The sequence below is a fragment of the Stenotrophomonas sp. YJH_SMC_130 genome, from assembly GCF_059369035.1.
This window is the reverse complement of the sequence record NZ_JCAFSH010000002.1, coordinates 347,186-362,304: the sequence shown is the minus strand read 5'-3', so window position 1 is coordinate 362,304 and position 15,119 is coordinate 347,186. Positions and strand designations below refer to the sequence as shown.

Annotated in this window: 12 protein-coding genes and 1 pseudogene; 6 read left to right on the top strand and 7 right to left on the bottom strand. The window is 65.2% G+C overall.

From position 1 onward, the window contains the following. Nucleotides 1-2: 2 nt before the first annotated feature. The 3 genes from AC5P5V_RS05820 to AC5P5V_RS05810 all read right to left on the bottom strand — a co-directional run bounded on the left by AC5P5V_RS05820 (nucleotide 3) and on the right by AC5P5V_RS05810 (nucleotide 2,944). The gene (locus AC5P5V_RS05820; RefSeq protein WP_005411786.1) at nucleotides 3-1,238 is read right to left on the bottom strand and encodes an efflux RND transporter periplasmic adaptor subunit; all 1,236 of its coding nucleotides are present in this window, start codon (nucleotides 1,236-1,238) and stop codon (nucleotides 3-5) included. Beyond that, nucleotides 1,235-2,485, bottom strand: coding sequence for a TolC family protein (locus AC5P5V_RS05815; RefSeq protein ID WP_012478646.1), 1,251 nt, complete (start codon nucleotides 2,483-2,485; stop codon nucleotides 1,235-1,237). Before AC5P5V_RS05815 ends, AC5P5V_RS05820 begins: the two co-directional genes overlap by 4 nt. A gap of 90 nt (nucleotides 2,486-2,575) precedes the next feature. After that, nucleotides 2,576-2,944 (bottom strand): hypothetical protein, encoded by a 369-nt coding sequence (locus tag AC5P5V_RS05810; protein WP_012478647.1) that lies wholly within the window; start codon nucleotides 2,942-2,944, stop codon nucleotides 2,576-2,578. Nucleotides 2,945-3,365: 421 nt separating this feature from the next. On the opposite strand from AC5P5V_RS05810, the gene AC5P5V_RS05805 reads away from it, so the two are divergent. Together AC5P5V_RS05805 and AC5P5V_RS05800 are read left to right on the top strand one after the other, a co-directional pair. Continuing rightward, nucleotides 3,366-3,953 (top strand): cyclin-dependent kinase inhibitor 3 family protein, encoded by a 588-nt coding sequence (locus AC5P5V_RS05805; RefSeq protein ID WP_012478648.1) that lies wholly within the window; start codon nucleotides 3,366-3,368, stop codon nucleotides 3,951-3,953. Between the two features lie 120 nt (nucleotides 3,954-4,073). Then, nucleotides 4,074-4,928, top strand: a pseudogene (locus tag AC5P5V_RS05800) (PA0069 family radical SAM protein); the annotation flags it as partial. Nucleotides 4,929-4,983: 55 nt separating this feature from the next. On the opposite strand, the gene AC5P5V_RS05795 reads toward AC5P5V_RS05800, so the two are convergent. The 3 genes from AC5P5V_RS05795 to AC5P5V_RS05785 form a co-directional block, all read right to left on the bottom strand. Then, entirely contained in the window at nucleotides 4,984-5,691 is a 708-nt protein-coding gene (locus AC5P5V_RS05795; protein ID WP_032957940.1) for a 2OG-Fe(II) oxygenase, read from the bottom strand. Nucleotides 5,692-5,799: 108 nt separating this feature from the next. Continuing rightward, nucleotides 5,800-6,816 carry a class 1 fructose-bisphosphatase gene (locus AC5P5V_RS05790; protein ID WP_134968146.1) on the bottom strand — a complete coding sequence of 339 codons (1,017 nt, stop codon included), beginning with the start codon at nucleotides 6,814-6,816 and terminating at the stop codon, nucleotides 5,800-5,802. A gap of 257 nt (nucleotides 6,817-7,073) precedes the next feature. Beyond that, nucleotides 7,074-8,276, bottom strand: a complete 1,203-nt coding sequence (locus tag AC5P5V_RS05785; protein ID WP_134968147.1) for an amino acid aminotransferase — start codon at nucleotides 8,274-8,276, stop codon at nucleotides 7,074-7,076. 171 nt (nucleotides 8,277-8,447) lie between these two features. Here AC5P5V_RS05785 and AC5P5V_RS05780 point away from each other — a divergent pair, with 171 nt between their 5' ends. Then, nucleotides 8,448-10,541, top strand: coding sequence for a TonB-dependent receptor family protein (locus AC5P5V_RS05780; RefSeq protein WP_231352423.1), 2,094 nt, complete (start codon nucleotides 8,448-8,450; stop codon nucleotides 10,539-10,541). 80 nt (nucleotides 10,542-10,621) lie between these two features. On the opposite strand, the gene AC5P5V_RS05775 is transcribed toward AC5P5V_RS05780, so the two are convergent. Further along, nucleotides 10,622-10,966, bottom strand: coding sequence for a hypothetical protein (locus AC5P5V_RS05775; protein WP_053496719.1), 345 nt, complete (start codon nucleotides 10,964-10,966; stop codon nucleotides 10,622-10,624). Nucleotides 10,967-11,112: 146 nt separating this feature from the next. Between AC5P5V_RS05775 and AC5P5V_RS05770 the strand changes: the two genes are divergently transcribed. The 3 genes from AC5P5V_RS05770 to ligD all read left to right on the top strand — a co-directional run bounded on the left by AC5P5V_RS05770 (nucleotide 11,113) and on the right by ligD (nucleotide 15,085). After that, entirely contained in the window at nucleotides 11,113-11,511 is a 399-nt protein-coding gene (locus AC5P5V_RS05770; protein WP_049413394.1) for a hypothetical protein, read from the top strand. A gap of 163 nt (nucleotides 11,512-11,674) precedes the next feature. Further along, nucleotides 11,675-12,595, top strand: coding sequence for a non-homologous end joining protein Ku (ku, locus tag AC5P5V_RS05765; RefSeq protein ID WP_154349999.1), 921 nt, complete (start codon nucleotides 11,675-11,677; stop codon nucleotides 12,593-12,595). 3 nt (nucleotides 12,596-12,598) lie between these two features. Then, nucleotides 12,599-15,085, top strand: a complete 2,487-nt coding sequence (ligD, locus tag AC5P5V_RS05760) for a DNA ligase D (protein WP_134968988.1) — start codon at nucleotides 12,599-12,601, stop codon at nucleotides 15,083-15,085. Nucleotides 15,086-15,119 lie beyond the last annotated feature (34 nt).

Here is a 15,119-nt window from a genome sequence, read left to right as displayed (position 1 = left end):
CCTTAGTGGTCGTGGCTTGCGCCGGACTTTTCGATGTCGGCACGAATCAGGTAGCTCTGCTCGGAAACGTACCGGGTTCCCGGCTTAAGCCCTTTCAGTACCTCCACGCGATCGCCATCGCGCCTACCCAGTTCAAGCATCCGCACCTCATAGCTGTTGCCCACTTGGGCGAATACCACGGTGAAGTCCCGAAAACGCTGCAGGCCCGATTCCTTTACTGTTAATGGAACCTCCGTTTCCGCGATGACGACTTCGGCGGATACGGCCATTCCTGGTCGCCACCTGCCCTCGCTGTTGGTAAGGGCCACACGTGCCACCACGGTCTGGCCAGCGCTGGCCAACGGAAGGATGCCCTGCAGCTTTCCCGTTGCTTCCAAACCGCCTGTTGCCGAGCGAATGGTCACCATCTGGCCTGGCGACAGTCGCTCGGCATCGCTTCCCAGCGCACGCAGGTCCACCCAGACCTCCGAAAGGTCGGCAATTTCAAACAGCGTGTTGTCGGCAGCGACATCGCCTACCGACGTGCTGCGCGCGAGTACGACTCCACTGAAAGGTGCCGTGACGGAGTAGGTCCGCATGCTGTCATTGCCCTCGACTGTGGCCAACGTCTGACCAGCCGAGACGCGTTGTCCCATCTCGACCGCCACACTGCGGACCACGCCAGGGAAGCGTGCCTTGACCGCAGCAAATCGGCCGGTGTCGACCGCGACGTTGCCCATGAGGGAAACGGTGTCCCGGATGGTCCCCGGTTCGGCGGACTCGACCACGACACCTGCGTCGGCAGCGGCTTTCGGATCTATCGTGGTGCGCCCTTCATAGGAGGCGTAAGACCAGGCGTAGTTCTTTCCACCCACCACCGCATCGGCTTTGACATCAAAGGAATGCGGCTCGACCACCTCCCCGCTGCCGACCAGGTAGTCCTTCTCTGGAATAAAGCTGAAGTTGTTGACTTCGCCGTCCAGACGCTTGAGTTGTATCGTCGCTTTGACTTCTCCAGGTGCCAGCGGTTTGTCGTTGCGATAGGCATACAGCCGGAAATGAGGCGGGGTATTGGTTTCGTAAACAGTTACTTCAAGGGCGAAGTCGCCGTCGCGAAGCATGCGACCGCGATGCGGCCCTCGCTCATAGTCGCCTGCGGTCGCAGCAGTGTCCTCTGGCTTTGCTCGTTGCGACGATTCGTTGCCACCGCACGCAGCCAGGGCAATTGGAAGCAGGATCAGGAATACGTATCGGTTCATGGGCGAATGTCCAAGGCAGAAGCGGTGAGGCGGTCGGCCTCGACCAGGAGACGGAGATAGCGCGCGGCGGCTTCGACTTCCCGTTCGCGAAGATCGAAGAGCCTTTGCTGAGCCTGGCTGAGTACCAGGAAGGAGAAGCGTCCTTCCTCAAAGCCCCTGCGGCTCTGATCAAAGGCCTGCTGGGCCTTTGGCAACTGACGCTGGCGCACTGACTCCACTTCCGATTGCGCTTGCTTGAGCTGTTGGTAGATGCCAAACAGCTCCTGACGCATTTCCAGCATCTGCGCCTGGCGCCGGTATTTGAGAGAGGTGAGTTCGTAGTCCGCTTCAGCCACGGAGAAGTCCGATCGCCGACGGCTCCCCAACGGGACGGAGACGGACATCACCAGGCCGCTGTCCTTGGTGGCTTCCAGTCGGCGGATGCCGAGGCCAACGCTGACATCCGGCTTGGCGCTAGCGCGGGCGATCTCCCTCCTTGCATCTATAACTCCGGCTTGAGCGTCCAAGGCGCGCTGTTGTGGTGTCGTGGCGAGGCGCCGGCTCAGATCATCAAAATCATCCAGAGGGGGAAGGACCGCGGTATCCCCTGCAACCGAGCCGAAATCCGGACTTGGCGCCCCCCACGTGGCAGCCAGCGACATTCGCGCGCTTTCCAGAGCCTGCAATGCCTGCTCCCGCTTCAGCTCGGCATCGAGCAGGGCGATCTCGGCGGATCTCAGGTCCGAGTCGGGATTGCGGGCGGCCGCGACCCAACGGGCCACTTCACGGCGCATGGCGCTGGCCATTTTGATGCGCTCTTCGGCGTGCTCGACATGCTCCTGGGCGGCCAGCACGTCGACGAAACGCCCTGCGGCCAAAGTTGCGATAGCGATACGGGTGACGTCCGCTTCGCTTCGGGCAGCGTCCACCTCGGCGCCGCCGAGCGCTTGGCGCGCAGCCCGCTTCCCACCCAGTTCTAGAACCTTGGAGATGCGGAAGGTGGATTCGGCGGCGTCTAGGCCGCTCAGGCCGCCTGAGCCAGCCACGTTTTCAAGCTCGCCGCCCAGCACGAGCGGCGTAGGCAATGCCTCCCGGCCCGCCCGGCTTCTGACAGCTTCCAGTCGAGCGGTGTCTGCCTGGACGCTGGGATGGGTGCCGAGGGCGCGGGCGACCACATCCTCCAAGCGCAGCACTTCAGCGGCATGGCCAGGCACGGCCACACCGTAGGCGCCGGCTATGGCGAGCGCCCACAAACTACGTAATTTCACGGAAAATCTCCGACGATGGTCATGACGACGCGCTGCCGGCCAACATTGGGTGGACAGCGCGCTCAGGCCGCTACAGCGCGGCAGGTGTCGTCAGACGATCGGAGGTCTGAATGGCGAGCCGCGATGACCAGAGGGCTCATCGACGGAGTGCAGGCCGGGCAGTAAAGATGCCGGCGGAACAGTTGCTAGGTTCAGATTCGAAGACACCAGCATGCCGGCAAAGCTCACATCGGCCTGGTGAAGGACGCTGTGCACGCCCGATGCATGCTTCGGATCTACGTTGTCGCCAGTTCCAGGACCGTGTGAGTGCCCGTGCTCTGCCGTTGCAGCGATGTCGTGCTCGGCAGTATGGAGCTCGCCCTGTTGGATCACGATCGGCCGAACAACGACGCTCAACAGCATCAGCACGAAAAGGCTGAACCGGATGAGTCGACGGTGGCGGGCCGAGAAGGCGGACATGAAAGGAAGAATAGAGGCAGTCAAGCTGAGTTGTCGAGAGCCCTGAGTTGGAGCCCCCCCTGATCCAGTTATGGCTTGGCGCTCGAGGGAGGGCGTCGCTTAAGCCCACTCCGATCAGATCGCATTGCCTCAGGTATCGCCGCGCCTGCTGCCGCTTCTGGCCGATAGCGGCCGCCCAGTAAGGATGGTGCCGGCCAGAGGCTGGAACTGGGCCTCACTGCTCTCTGGAACCGCGTCCTCCAGGCTCGTTCCAACGTCGAATGGGGCCTGGCCCCTCTCTCAGGCGTTGGGCGATTCTGCGCTGCTTATGGGATTCAGTAAGACCATATCCGTACCACTAGGCTCACCGTTGGACTTTCAGGTTAAAAGGGCGCAGCGTTCGCTTCTCGCCCAACAGGGCCATTGATTTCGGAGAGCGCAGGTGAGCAGAACAAGTAATTCTCATCCACTGCAGATTGCGACGCTGCCTATCGGCGTGAATGGCGGTGCGATCGGCGTTACCTTTGCACCGGGAAAATATCAGGACGTCGCAATGACGGGGTCTTGGGCCCGAGACTTGGATATCGATCTGGCGTCGATAGTCGCGTGGGGAGCACAGCATCTGATCACGTTGATTGAGCCGTGGGAGTTCGAAGAGCTACGAATTACCTCCTTGGCAGAGCGTGCCAAAGCGCATGGCTTGATGTGGCACGGCCTACCGATTAAGGATGGTGCGGCTCCTGATGCACGGCTGCTTCTGCCATGGCAATCCACAGGACCCCAGTTCGCAGCCGAGCTCTTGTCCGGAAGCAGGATCGTGGTGCACTGCAAAGGAGGCCTAGGGCGAGCGGGGACCGTGGCGTCGATGCTTCTCATTGACACGGGCTGCGCTCCAGACGGCATCGATGCGATCGCTAAGGTGCGCTCGGTGCGCCCTGGTGCAGTGGAGACTGCGGAGCAGGAAGAATTCATCCTGAATTGGCCTGCTCGCAGAGCCTCAAGTCTGGGGGTAGTCGCAATGCCCGGCTAACCTACCCTTTACCGCCTTGGGCTGGAATACAAGAGGACGGAACTCCGCAGGTAGTCTGTAGGGAAGCCGCCGTAGGGGACGCAGTGCTGAACACTTTTCCTCGAACACATATAGTGTTGGTGTTCCTACTGCTTCGCGCGCCCTTCGCATGCCTATCTGAACCTGTCGCCTGGCCTGGACTTCGAGACCAAGCTGTTCGCCAAGATCAATGCGCCTCAGCTGCTGCGCAAGGAACTGTCGAAACCCGGTTACGTGCCGCAGCCGATCGCGCTGGGCATCAACACCGATGCGTACCAGCCGATCGAGCGCAAGTTCAAACTGACCCGCCAGCTGATCGAAGTGATGCTGGAAACCAGGCATCCGTTCTCGCTGATCACCAAGAACGCACTGGTCGAGCGCGACATTGATCTGCTCGCGCCGCTGGCGGCGGAGAACCTGGTCAGTGTGCATTTCTCGGTGACCTCGCTGGACCCGCATCTTTCCGCGAAGCTGGAACCGCGCGCATCAGCACCTCATGCACGGTTGCGCGCGATGAAGCGTCTGCATGACGCGGGTATCCCGGTGGGCGTGATGGTGGCGCCGGTGATTCCGTGGATCAACGACAGCGAACTTGAAGCGGTGCTGGAGGCTGCGCACGATGCCGGCGCCAGTACCGCGGGCTACGTGCTGCTGCGCCTGCCGCTGGAAGTGGCGCCGCTGTTCCGCGACTGGCTCGATACCCATCATCCCGATCGCGCCGCGCACGTGATGAGTACCATCCAGCAGCTGCGTGGTGGCAAGGACTACGACAGCCAGTTCGGCACCCGCATGCGCGGCCAGGGTGTGTAGCCCGATCTGCTGAACAACCGCTTCAAGCTGGCGCGCAAGCGGTTGGGATTCAATGCGCAGAACAGCCATTGGCCGAAGCTGGATTGCAGCCGGTTCCAGAAGCCGCTGCCGCCGAAGAAGGATTCGCCGCAGGGGTCGTTGTTCTGAGGCCATCAGTCGAGCATGGCTCGACTCTACATCAAGGCCGACGAGCAGCTCGGGATCACCCGCCAAACAACTTCTGCGCACTCTGGAACAGGATCCAGCTGGTGGCGATGAACTTGTCGCCACCCTGTGGCCGATTGCCGCGATGGGTGTGGGTGAACGCCGTCGGCGCAATCAGCAGGCTACCGGTGCGTGGCGCGATCTTCCGCCCCTGGAACAGGAACTCGGTTTCGCCTTCGTCGAAGTCGTCATTGAGGTACAGCGTCCACAGCACGTGCCGGTGCAGGGTCTCGGCCTGCGCATCCTTCGGGTACAGCTCGCAGTGCCAGTACGGGTAGCCACCCTCGCCCGCGGCATACCACTGCAGGTTGATCGCGCCCGGACGCAGGCAGGTGCGGGCCAGGTCGGCCAGCTGCTGTTGCGGCATGTCGGGGAAGTCCTCGGCAGACAGGCGTCGCGGTTGGCCATTGCTGTCCTGGATCTGCAACATCAGCGGGGCAATCAACGCCTGTGGATAACGGCGTAGATAAGTCAGCAGGCCGTTGAACACCGCAATCTGCAGCTGCTGATCAACATCCTGCCAGCCGTCCAGGCCACTGATGCGCAGATCCTTGCTGTGCTTGAGTTCCGGGAACACGCCACTGCCCACCGCACCGGGCAGCAGGCCACGCGTGGCACGCATGCGCTCGACGATGGCCGCGCAGACCTCACTGGGGACGGCGTTGTGGATGACCTCGATGAAATCGACCGGGCCCTGCTCGTGCATGCGTGCATTCCTTCGGCGGCAACGGCTTGATGGTGCCGTTTGCCGCCCGCGGTGTCACCCTGCGGTCATGTCATCGAACTGCCATGACCGCCGTCAGGCGTTGAGCCGTCAGCCCTTCGCTTCGTCGTGCGCGTGGTGGTAACGCACCGCTTCGGCCACTTCCTCGCGCGAACCCAGGAACACCGGCACGCGCTGGTGCAGCTGGTCGGGCTGGATGTCGAGGATGCGCTCGCGGCCGGTCCAGGCGGCGCCGCCGGCCTGTTCGACCAGCAGGCCCATCGGGTTGGCTTCGTACATCAGGCGCAGCTTGCCGGCCTTGGACGGATCCTTCTTGTCCCACGGGTAGATGAAGATGCCGCCGCGGGTCAGGATGCGATGCACGTCGGCCACCATGCTGGCGATCCAGCGCATGTTGAAGTTCTTGCCGCGCGCGCCTTCCTTGCCGGCCAGCAGATCACTGACGTAGGCCTGCATCGGCGCCTCCCAGTGACGCTGGTTGGACATGTTGATGGCGAATTCCTGGGTGGTCGCCGGAATCTGCATGTTCTCGGTGGTCAGCACGAACTCGCCCTTCTCGCGGTCCAGAGTGAAGGCGTGCGTGCCGTGGCCGACGGTCAGCACCAGCTGGGTGCTGGGCCCGTAGATGCAGTAGCCAGCGGCGATCTGCTTGCTGCCCGGCTGCAGGAAGGCGTCATCGCCCGGCAGCTCGACGTTGGTCGGGCAGCGCAGCACCGAGAAGATGGTGCCGACGGAGACGTTGACGTCGATGTTGGAGCTGCCATCGAGGGGATCGAACAGCAGCAGGAAATCACCGCGCGGATAGATGTCCGGCACCGGCTGGCTGTGGTCCATTTCCTCCGAGGCGCAGGCGGCAAGGTGGCCGCCCCAGGCATTGGCTTCGAGCAGGATCTCGTTGCTGATGACGTCCAGCTTCTTCTGCGCTTCGCCCTGCACGTTGCCGGTACCGGCGTCGCCGAGCACGCCACCGAGGGCGCCCTTGCTGACGGCGATGGAGATGCTGGTGCAGGCGCGGGCGACGACCGCGATCAGCTGGCGCAGGTCGGCATTGATGCGGCCGGCGTGCTGTTCCTGGATCAGGAAGCGGGTCAACGAAGTACGGGACATGGTCGGGCAGGTCTCGGCAGCGGGAAAACGCCTATTGTCGCCCGTCTGGCGGGGGCGTGCGTGAGCGCGGGAAGGCGTAACCGTTTCCAGATGCGTTGCGCTGGTGGCGCCTTCCTTCTGTAGAGCCGAGCCCGCGCTCGGCTGCTCTTCGTCCTTCATGCCGCACAAGCCGAGCGTAGCCCGGCTCCACAGAGACCTGGGCGCAAAAAAACAAAGGCGCCTTTCGGCGCCTTTGTTCAAACCACTGCAGCCTTGCTTCAGCCCTTGGCGACGGTGGCCACGGCCTTGGCGACGTATTCCAGGTTGTTCTGGTTCAGCGCGGCCACGCAGATGCGGCCGGTGCCGACGGCGTAGATGCCGAACTCGTCGCGCAGACGTTCGACCTGCTCACGGCTCAGGCCCGAGTAGGAGAACATGCCGGCCTGTTCGTTGATGAAGCCGAACTGCGGCGCACCGGCAGCGGCCAGCTTCTCGACCAGGCCCTGGCGCAGGGCGTGGATGCGCTCGCGCATCTCGGTCAGCTCCTGCTCCCACATCGCGCGCAGTTCCGGATTGGTCAGCACGCCGGCCACCAGCGCAGCACCGTGGGTGGACGGGCTGGAGTAGATGGTGCGGATCACGCGCTTGACCTGCGACTGCACGGCCTTGGCGTCAGCAGCGGTCGGCGCCACCATCGACAGCGCACCCACGCGCTCGCCATACAGCGAGAACGACTTGGAGTACGAGTTGGCGACGATGAAGCTGTCGATGCCGGCTTCGGCGATGATGCGCACGGCGGCGCCATCCTGCTCGATGCCCTTGTCGAAGCCCTGGTAGGCCATGTCGATGAAGGGGAACAGCTGCTTGTCCTTCAGCAGCTGCGCGACCTGCTTCCACTGGCTGACCGTGAGGTCGGCACCGGTGGGGTTGTGGCAGCAGGCGTGCAGCAGCACCACGGTGCCGGCTTCCAGCTTGCCCAGGTCGGCCAGCAGGCCGTCGAAGTTGACGCCGTGGGTGGTCGGGTCGAAGTAGGTGTAATCCACCACCTCGAAGCCGGCCGCGCTGAACACGGCGCGGTGGTTTTCCCAGCTGGGGTTGCTCAGCGCAACGGTGGCGTGCGGCAGCAGCTTCTTCAGCACGTCGGCGCCGACGCGCAGCGCACCGCTGCCACCGACGGTCTGTGCGGTGGTGACGCGGCCGGCGGCCAGCAGCGGCGAGTCCTTGCCGAACACCAGCTCTCGCGTGGCCTGCGTGTATGCCGGCAGGCCATCGATCGGCAGGTAGCCGCGCGGTTTGGCGTCAGCGGCAAGCTGCTGCTCGATCTGCTTGACGGCGCGCAGCAGCGGGATGCGGCCGCTCTCGTCGTAGTAGATGCCCACACCCAGGTTGACCTTGGTCGGGCGGCTGTCGGCGTTGTACGCCTCGGTCAGGCCCAGGATCGGGTCGCCTGGGACCAGTTCCACGTTTGCAAAGAAGGACACGGCGGTACTCGTTCGGTAGACGGAAAGGGGGAGGAAGTGCGCTACGCGGTCTGCGGCCTTGCAGCCGGAAACAGCCCATCGTAACAAAGCCTGCCGGGGCTGGCCGCCGCCATCGTCATCCGTGGCCCCGTACCATGGCGTGCGTTGCCGCCTGATCCATCAACCTGAATCATGAATCCCGCCGCACGCCGCCATTGCCTGCCGCTCGCTGCCCTGCTGTTGTCGCCTTGGGCGGCGCTGGCCGAGTCCGCGCCGACCGCCCTGCCCAGCGTGCAGGTGCAGGCCGCACGCGTGCCCGGCATCGACCCGTTCGCGCTGCCGGCCAGCCAGGACACGGTCTGGATCGACGCCGCCCGTCCCGGCGCCGGCGCACAGCTGTCCGAGGCGCTGGCCGGGGTCCCGGGCCTGGTCGCCCGCGACCGCCAGAACTTCGCGCAGGACACCCAGCTGTCGATCCGTGGCTTTGGTGCGCGCTCGACCTTCGGTGTGCGTGGGGTGCGGGTGTTGATCGACGGGGTGCCGGCCACCATGCCCGATGGCCAGGGCCAGCTGTCACACGCCAGCCTGTTGGGCGCCGAACGCGTCGAGGTGCTGCGCGGGCCGTTCTCGGCGCTGTACGGCAACTCCTCCGGTGGCGTGCTGCAGGTCTGGAGCGCGCAGGGCCAGGCCGGCGACCCGTGGCGGTTGCGGCTCAACGCTGGCGCCGACAACACGCTCAGCGTCGGCGCGCAACTGAAGGGTGCCGGCCGTGTTCTGGATTACAACATCGCCGCCAATCACTTCCGCACCGATGGCTGGCGCGACCACAGCCGTGCCCGCCGCGAATCGCTCACTGCGCGTATCGGTGGCGATCTCGGCGGGGGGCGGCTGGAGCTGCTGCTCAATGCCTTCGATGCCCCCGATGCGCAGGACCCGCTGGGCCTGAGCCGTGCCCAGGTGACGGCCGATCCGCGCCAGGCCACCGCCGTGGCGCACCAGTACAACACCCGTAAATCGGTGCGCCAGCAGCAGGCCGGCCTGCGCTGGACCCGTGAAACCAGGGCGCAGCGTTGGCAGCTGATGGGCTATGCCGGCCAGCGCGCGGTACGCCAGTACCTGCCGATCCCGCCGGCAGCTCAGACCAACAGCCCGTTGCATGCCGGCGGGGTGATCGACCTGGAGGGCGGCTATGGCGGGCTGGACGCGCGCTGGGGCTGGCACGGCGACCTCGCCGGCCGGCCGCTGGATCTGGTGGCCGGGCTCAGCGCCGACCGCCAGCGCCAGCATCGCACCGGCTACGAGAACTTCATCGGCAGCGCTCTCGGCGTGCGTGGGCGGCTGCGCAGAGACCAGATCGACACCGTGCAGAACGTCGATCAGTTCGCCCAGGCGTGGTGGCAGTGGAGTCCACGCTGGTCATTGCTGGCTGGCGTGCGTCGCAGCGCCGTGCGCTTCGAATCCGACGATCGCTACATCACCGCCCGCAACCCGGACGACAGCGGCCACCGCCGCTACCAGGCCACCACGCCGGTGGCCGGGATCAGCTTCGCGGCCAGCCCGCAGTGGCGGCTGCACGCGGCGGTGGGCCGTGGCTTCGAGACGCCCACCTTCAACGAGCTGGGGTATCGCGCCGACGGGCAGGCGGGACTGGCGCTGGATCTGGCGGCGGCGCGCAGCCGCAGCCTGGAGGTGGGCAGCAAATGGCATGCACAGGATGGAACCCAGCTCGATATCAGCCTGTTCCGCGCAGATACCGACGATGAGTTGGCAGTTGCCAGCAACATCGGCGGACGCAGCACCTATCGCAACATCGGCCGCACCCGCCGCCAGGGTGTGGAACTGCGCTACCGGCAGCCGTTGGCAGAACAGTTGGAACTGCAGGTGGCCTGGACCTGGCTGCAGGCGCAGGTGCGTGCGCCGTACCAGACCTCGAACACCTGGGTCTCCGCCGGCAGCCGCCTGCCCGGGGTACCGCGCCAGCAGGCGTTTGCCCGGCTGCAGTGGACGCCGGCCGACTGGCAGTGGGCGCTGGAGGCCGCCGCCAGCAGCGACACCGTGGTCAACGACGTGGCCACCGAGCGGGCGCCGGGCTACGCGTTGCTGAACCTGGAAGGTGGCCGTCGCTGGACACTGCCAGGTGGCGAGCTGCGCGCCTTCGCCCGGCTGGAGAACGTGCTGGACCAGGCCTACATCGGCTCGGTGATCGTCAATGACGGCAACGGGCGCTTCTACGAACCGGGGCCCAGCCGCCGGGCCAGCGTGGGCCTGCAATGGTCCTGGCGTTGAGTGGGTAGTGCCGGCCGCTGGCCGGCATCGCTCCGTGCAGGGCAGCCCAGACGTTGCCGGCCAGCGGCCGGCACTACCCGTCAGTCGGGGGCCTTGGCCGGTACGAACGGCGAGGTCGGGTCGCTGGCCGGGAAGGTCTCCTCCAGCGCCTCGTCCTGGTTGTCGCTGGCGCGCTGCTTGCGTTCGCGACGCTTGAGCGGGCTTTCCTGGCCGCCGCGATGGCGGTCGCCGCCATCCTTGCGGTCCTGGGCGGCCTGTTCAGCCTCGTGCTTCACCGGCAGATGGTCGCCACCGTGCTCGGCGTCGTAGAAAGGTGCACCGGTGCCGCGGTAGTCGGCATTGTCGGCATCGCGCTTGCCGCGCTGTTCACCGGGAATGGGCGGGTGGTTTTCCCGCAACGGGTCTCGGGAATTCTCTCGGCTCATGGTCTGGCTACCTGCGCTCGGGGCTCCCACTACACCGCGCCACAGGTAAAGCCGCCGCGAACCCGGCGTCATGAACATCTTGCTCACCCCCCGGTAACAGCACCGCGCGTATTCCTGCCCACCCGCCCCCGCTGCAGGAGCCGGCCATGCCCCGTCTTGAACGACCCGCACCGTCCGTGTTCAACGCCCTGCTCGATCCGCTCGGCCAGCGCACCGCACAACGCCGCACGCGCCGCCATGAAGATCCGCAGGCGGTGGCGCAGGACTACCTGCAGTACATGCTCAGCGACTACGAAGAGCGTCGCGGGCAGAACCACCGCAACTGGCGCGATCTATGCCCGGTCTACGCCTTCGCATTGACCACCCACGCTGCCGACTGGCCGCGCGGTGACGCCGCGGATACGTGCGAGGAGCTGGCCGAACACTGGGAGCAGATGCGCGGGCAGTCGCGGTTGAGCTGGTCGCAGGCACGGCCGGTGGTGGAAGACGCCTGGCGCGCGCTGGATCATATTCCGGCGGTGGCGGTGAGGCCGTTGCTGCAGTAGTGCCGGCCGCTGGCCGGCAACCTCAGGAAACTTCAGGCTGCGAGCTCTGCCGGCCAGCGGCCGGCACTACCGTTCTCCGTAGAACCCACGTGCACGGTATCGACACGGGTGGTTTACACCGCCCATCCGAAGCTGGATGCCCTGCCCCGCCAAAGGTACGCCCATGGCCCGCCCGATCTGGACCGGCACGCTGTCGTTTGGCCTGCTCAACGTGCCGGTGTCGCTGATGTCAGGCGAACGCAAGGTCGATCTGCAGTTCCGCATGCTCGACTCCCGCGACCGCAAGCCGATCCGCTTCGAGCGGGTCAACGCCGATACCGGCGAGGAAGTGCCATGGAAGGACATCGTCAAAGCCTACGAGTACGACAAGGGCAGCTATGTCGTGCTGGAGGAAGGCGATATCCGGTCTGCGGCACCGGAAAGCCACGAAGCGGTGGAGGTGGAATCGTTCGTGGATGCCGCGCAGATCGACCCGCGCTACTACGAGAAACCCTACCTGCTGGTGCCCGGCAAGAAGGCCGAAAAGGGCTACGTGCTGCTGCGCGAGACATTGCGCAGCACCGGCAAGGTGGGCATCGCCCGGGTGGTGGTGCGTACCCGCGAATACCTGTGCGCGGTGATGCCGCATGCGGACGCGCTGGTGCTGATGATCCTGCGCTATCCGCAGGAACTGGTGGATCCCGAAGATTACAAGCTGCCCACCGGAAAGCTCGCCGATTACCGCATCAGCAGCAGGGAAACGGCGATGGCCGAGCAGTTGATCGAGTCGATGTCCGGTGATTGGGATCCGTCGCAGTATCACGACGAATTCCGCGAGCGCCTGCAGCAGGTGCTGAACAAGCGCATCAAGTCCAAGGGCGGTACCACCCGGGTGGAGGATGAGCCTGTACCGCGCGAGGATGCCACCACCAACGTGGTCGATTTCATGGCGCTGCTGCAGAAGAGCCTGGACGCGAACAAGCGTACGCCGGCGAAGAAGATGGCAACGCGGAAAGCAGCCACCAAGCCGACGGTAAAGAAGGCCGCAAAGAAGGCAACGAAGAAGGCCGCGAAGAAAACCGCTGCACGTCGCAAGGCAGGTTGAGCCATGTCGTTGCACCAGTACCGGCGAAAGCGCCGACTTGGCGGTGGCTTCGGGCAGACACCGGAACCTGACGACACGCCCGCACACGGCAATCCGAAGCGGCGGCCGATCTTTGTCATACAGCTGCACCATGCCACTTCGCGGCACTATGACTTCCGCCTTGAGATGGACGGTGTGCTGAAAAGCTGGGCGGTGCCGAAGGGTCCTTCGCTTCGCGTTGGTGACAAGCGGCTGGCCGTGGAAGTGGAAGACCATCCGCTGTCCTACGCCGGTTTCGAAGGCGATATTCCCGAAGGCCACTACGGCGCTGGCCACGTGGAGGTCTTCGATCACGGCACATGGGCCTGCGAAGGCGATCCACTGCAGGCACTGGCAGCGGGAAAGATCGACTTCGTGCTGCATGGGCAACGCCTGGCCGGCGGCTGGAAGCTGGTGCGCACAGCGATGAAGGGACGCCAGGTGCAGTGGCTGTTGATCAAACGCGACGACGAGGAAGCGCGCGATGCCGAAGCAGATGATCTGCTCCAATCCCCCATGCCGAAACGCACATCCGCAGTGAGCAAGCGCACGATGGGCAAGTCAACGCGCGCCGCACCGGCTGCACGATCGGCGACCCGCAAGGCCGATGCGCGTTGGCATGCGCGAGCACTGAACCTGGACGGCGCGCGTGACACGCCCTACCCGCGTGCCTTCAAGCCACAGCTGACCGATCATCGCGACAGTGCACCGGACGGCGAGCGCTGGTTGCATGAGATCAAGTGGGATGGCTATCGCCTGCTGGCCGATCTGCACGAAGGCAAGGTGACGCTGCGCTCCCGCAACGGCCTGGATTGGACCGGTGATTTCCCCGAGGTGGTACAGGCCGTGCAGGCACTGCCGGTGCGGGATGCGCGCCTGGACGGCGAGCTGGTGGTGCTGGACAAGCAGGGGCGCAGCGACTTCGCCGCGCTGCAGCGCGTGATCGACGGGAGTTCGAAGCAACCGTTGCGCTACATCGTGTTCGATCTGCCGGGTGTGGCCGGCGTGGACATCAGTCGTTCACCGCTGCTGGAGCGCAAGGCGCTGCTGAAGGATCTCATCGGACCCACGCCCGGAACCCTGGCCTTCAGCGAGCACGTGATCGACCATGGCCCGCAGGTATTCGATGCCAGCGGCAAGGCGGGATTCGAAGGCATCGTCAGCAAGCAGGTGGATGCGCCCTACGTGAACACCCGTGCACGCAGCTGGGTGAAGGTGAAGCATGAAGACACCGACGAGTTCGCGATTGTCGGCTACACGGCACCGAAGGGCTCCCGGGTAGGGTTCGGCTCGCTGCTTCTCGCCACGCCGGACAACGGCGGATTGCGCTATGTGGGGCGGGTCGGCACCGGCTTCGACGACGAGCGCCTGCGCGCGCTGCACAAGGCGCTGCAGCCGTTGGCGGTGAAGACGCCTGTGCTGCAGCTGCCGGCGCATGTGCCGTTCCGCGCCGCCAGCGTTCGCTGGGTGAAGCCGGTGACGGTGGCGGAGGTGGCCTTCCGTGGCTGGGGCAAGGAAGGCCTGCTGCGCCAGGCCAGTTTCAAGCGGCTGCGCATCGACAAGCAGAAGGAGGACCTGGGAGTGGCCATATCGAGTGCTGAAGCCGGCGGCGAGGTCCAGATCACCCATCCGGAGCGGGTGGTGTTCCCAAGGCAGAAGTTCAGCAAGGGCGACGTGGCGGACTACTACCAGCGCATGGCGCGCTGGATCCTGCCCGAAATTGCCGGGCGGCCCTTGTCGCTGCTGCGCTGCCCGGATGGCGTGGGCAAGGACTGCTTCTTCCAGAAGCACCATGGCCCCGGCCTGGGGGATGCCGTGCACGCGGTGCCCCTGCAGCAGAAGAGCGGCCGCGAGGACTACGTCTACATCGACGATGTGCAGGGCCTGCTGCAACTGGTGCAGATGAACACTCTGGAGCTGCATCCGTGGGGCGCGACCGTGGCCGATCCCGAGCACCCGGATCGCTTGGTGTTCGATCTCGATCCCGGTGAAGGGGTCGGCTGGACGGAGGTGAAAGCCGCTGCGCGTGATGTCCGTGACCGCCTGCAGCAGGTGGGCCTGAAGAGCTTCGTACGCCTGTCCGGTGGCAAGGGCGTGCACGTGGTGGTGCCGCTGCAGCCCAAGGCAGGCTGGGACGAGGCGAAGGCGTTCTGCGAGGCATTCGCGCAGGCAATGGCGCTGGAGCAGCCTGATCGCTATGTGGCGACGATGAGCAAGGCCAAGCGCGGCGGGGTGATCTTCATCGACTGGCTGCGCAACACACGGGGCGCTACCAGCGTGTGCTCGTGGTCGCTGCGTGCACGCGACAGCGCTGGCGTGGCAGTGCCGCTGCGCTGGGAAGAGCTTGCACGCGTCAGTGCGGCCGACGCTTTTCCGATGGCCAAGGCACTGGCGCGCGCGAAGCGGCTGAAGGGTGACCCATGGCAGGGCATCGCGCGGTTGAAGCAGACGCTGCCGCGCATGGACCTGTAGAGCCGAGCCCATGCTCGGCTTGCATGCACATCGA

Excerpts from the sequence above, each read along its gene's own strand:
- AC5P5V_RS05810 (WP_012478647.1), bottom strand. The coding sequence starts at position 2,944 with ATGTCCGCCTTCTCGGCCCGCCACCGTCGACTCATCCGGTTCAGCCTT.
- AC5P5V_RS05780 (WP_231352423.1), top strand. The coding sequence starts at position 8,448 with ATGAATCCCGCCGCACGCCGCCATTGCCTGCCGCTCGCTGCCCTGCTG.
- AC5P5V_RS05770 (WP_049413394.1), top strand. The coding sequence starts at position 11,113 with ATGCCCCGTCTTGAACGACCCGCACCGTCCGTGTTCAACGCCCTGCTC.
- AC5P5V_RS05790 (WP_134968146.1), bottom strand. The coding sequence starts at position 6,816 with ATGTCCCGTACTTCGTTGACCCGCTTCCTGATCCAGGAACAGCACGCC.
- AC5P5V_RS05820 (WP_005411786.1), bottom strand. The coding sequence starts at position 1,238 with ATGAACCGATACGTATTCCTGATCCTGCTTCCAATTGCCCTGGCTGCG.
- ku (WP_154349999.1), top strand. The coding sequence starts at position 11,675 with ATGGCCCGCCCGATCTGGACCGGCACGCTGTCGTTTGGCCTGCTCAAC.
- AC5P5V_RS05775 (WP_053496719.1), bottom strand. The coding sequence starts at position 10,966 with ATGAGCCGAGAGAATTCCCGAGACCCGTTGCGGGAAAACCACCCGCCC.
- ligD (WP_134968988.1), top strand. The coding sequence starts at position 12,599 with ATGTCGTTGCACCAGTACCGGCGAAAGCGCCGACTTGGCGGTGGCTTC.
- AC5P5V_RS05795 (WP_032957940.1), bottom strand. The coding sequence starts at position 5,691 with ATGCACGAGCAGGGCCCGGTCGATTTCATCGAGGTCATCCACAACGCC.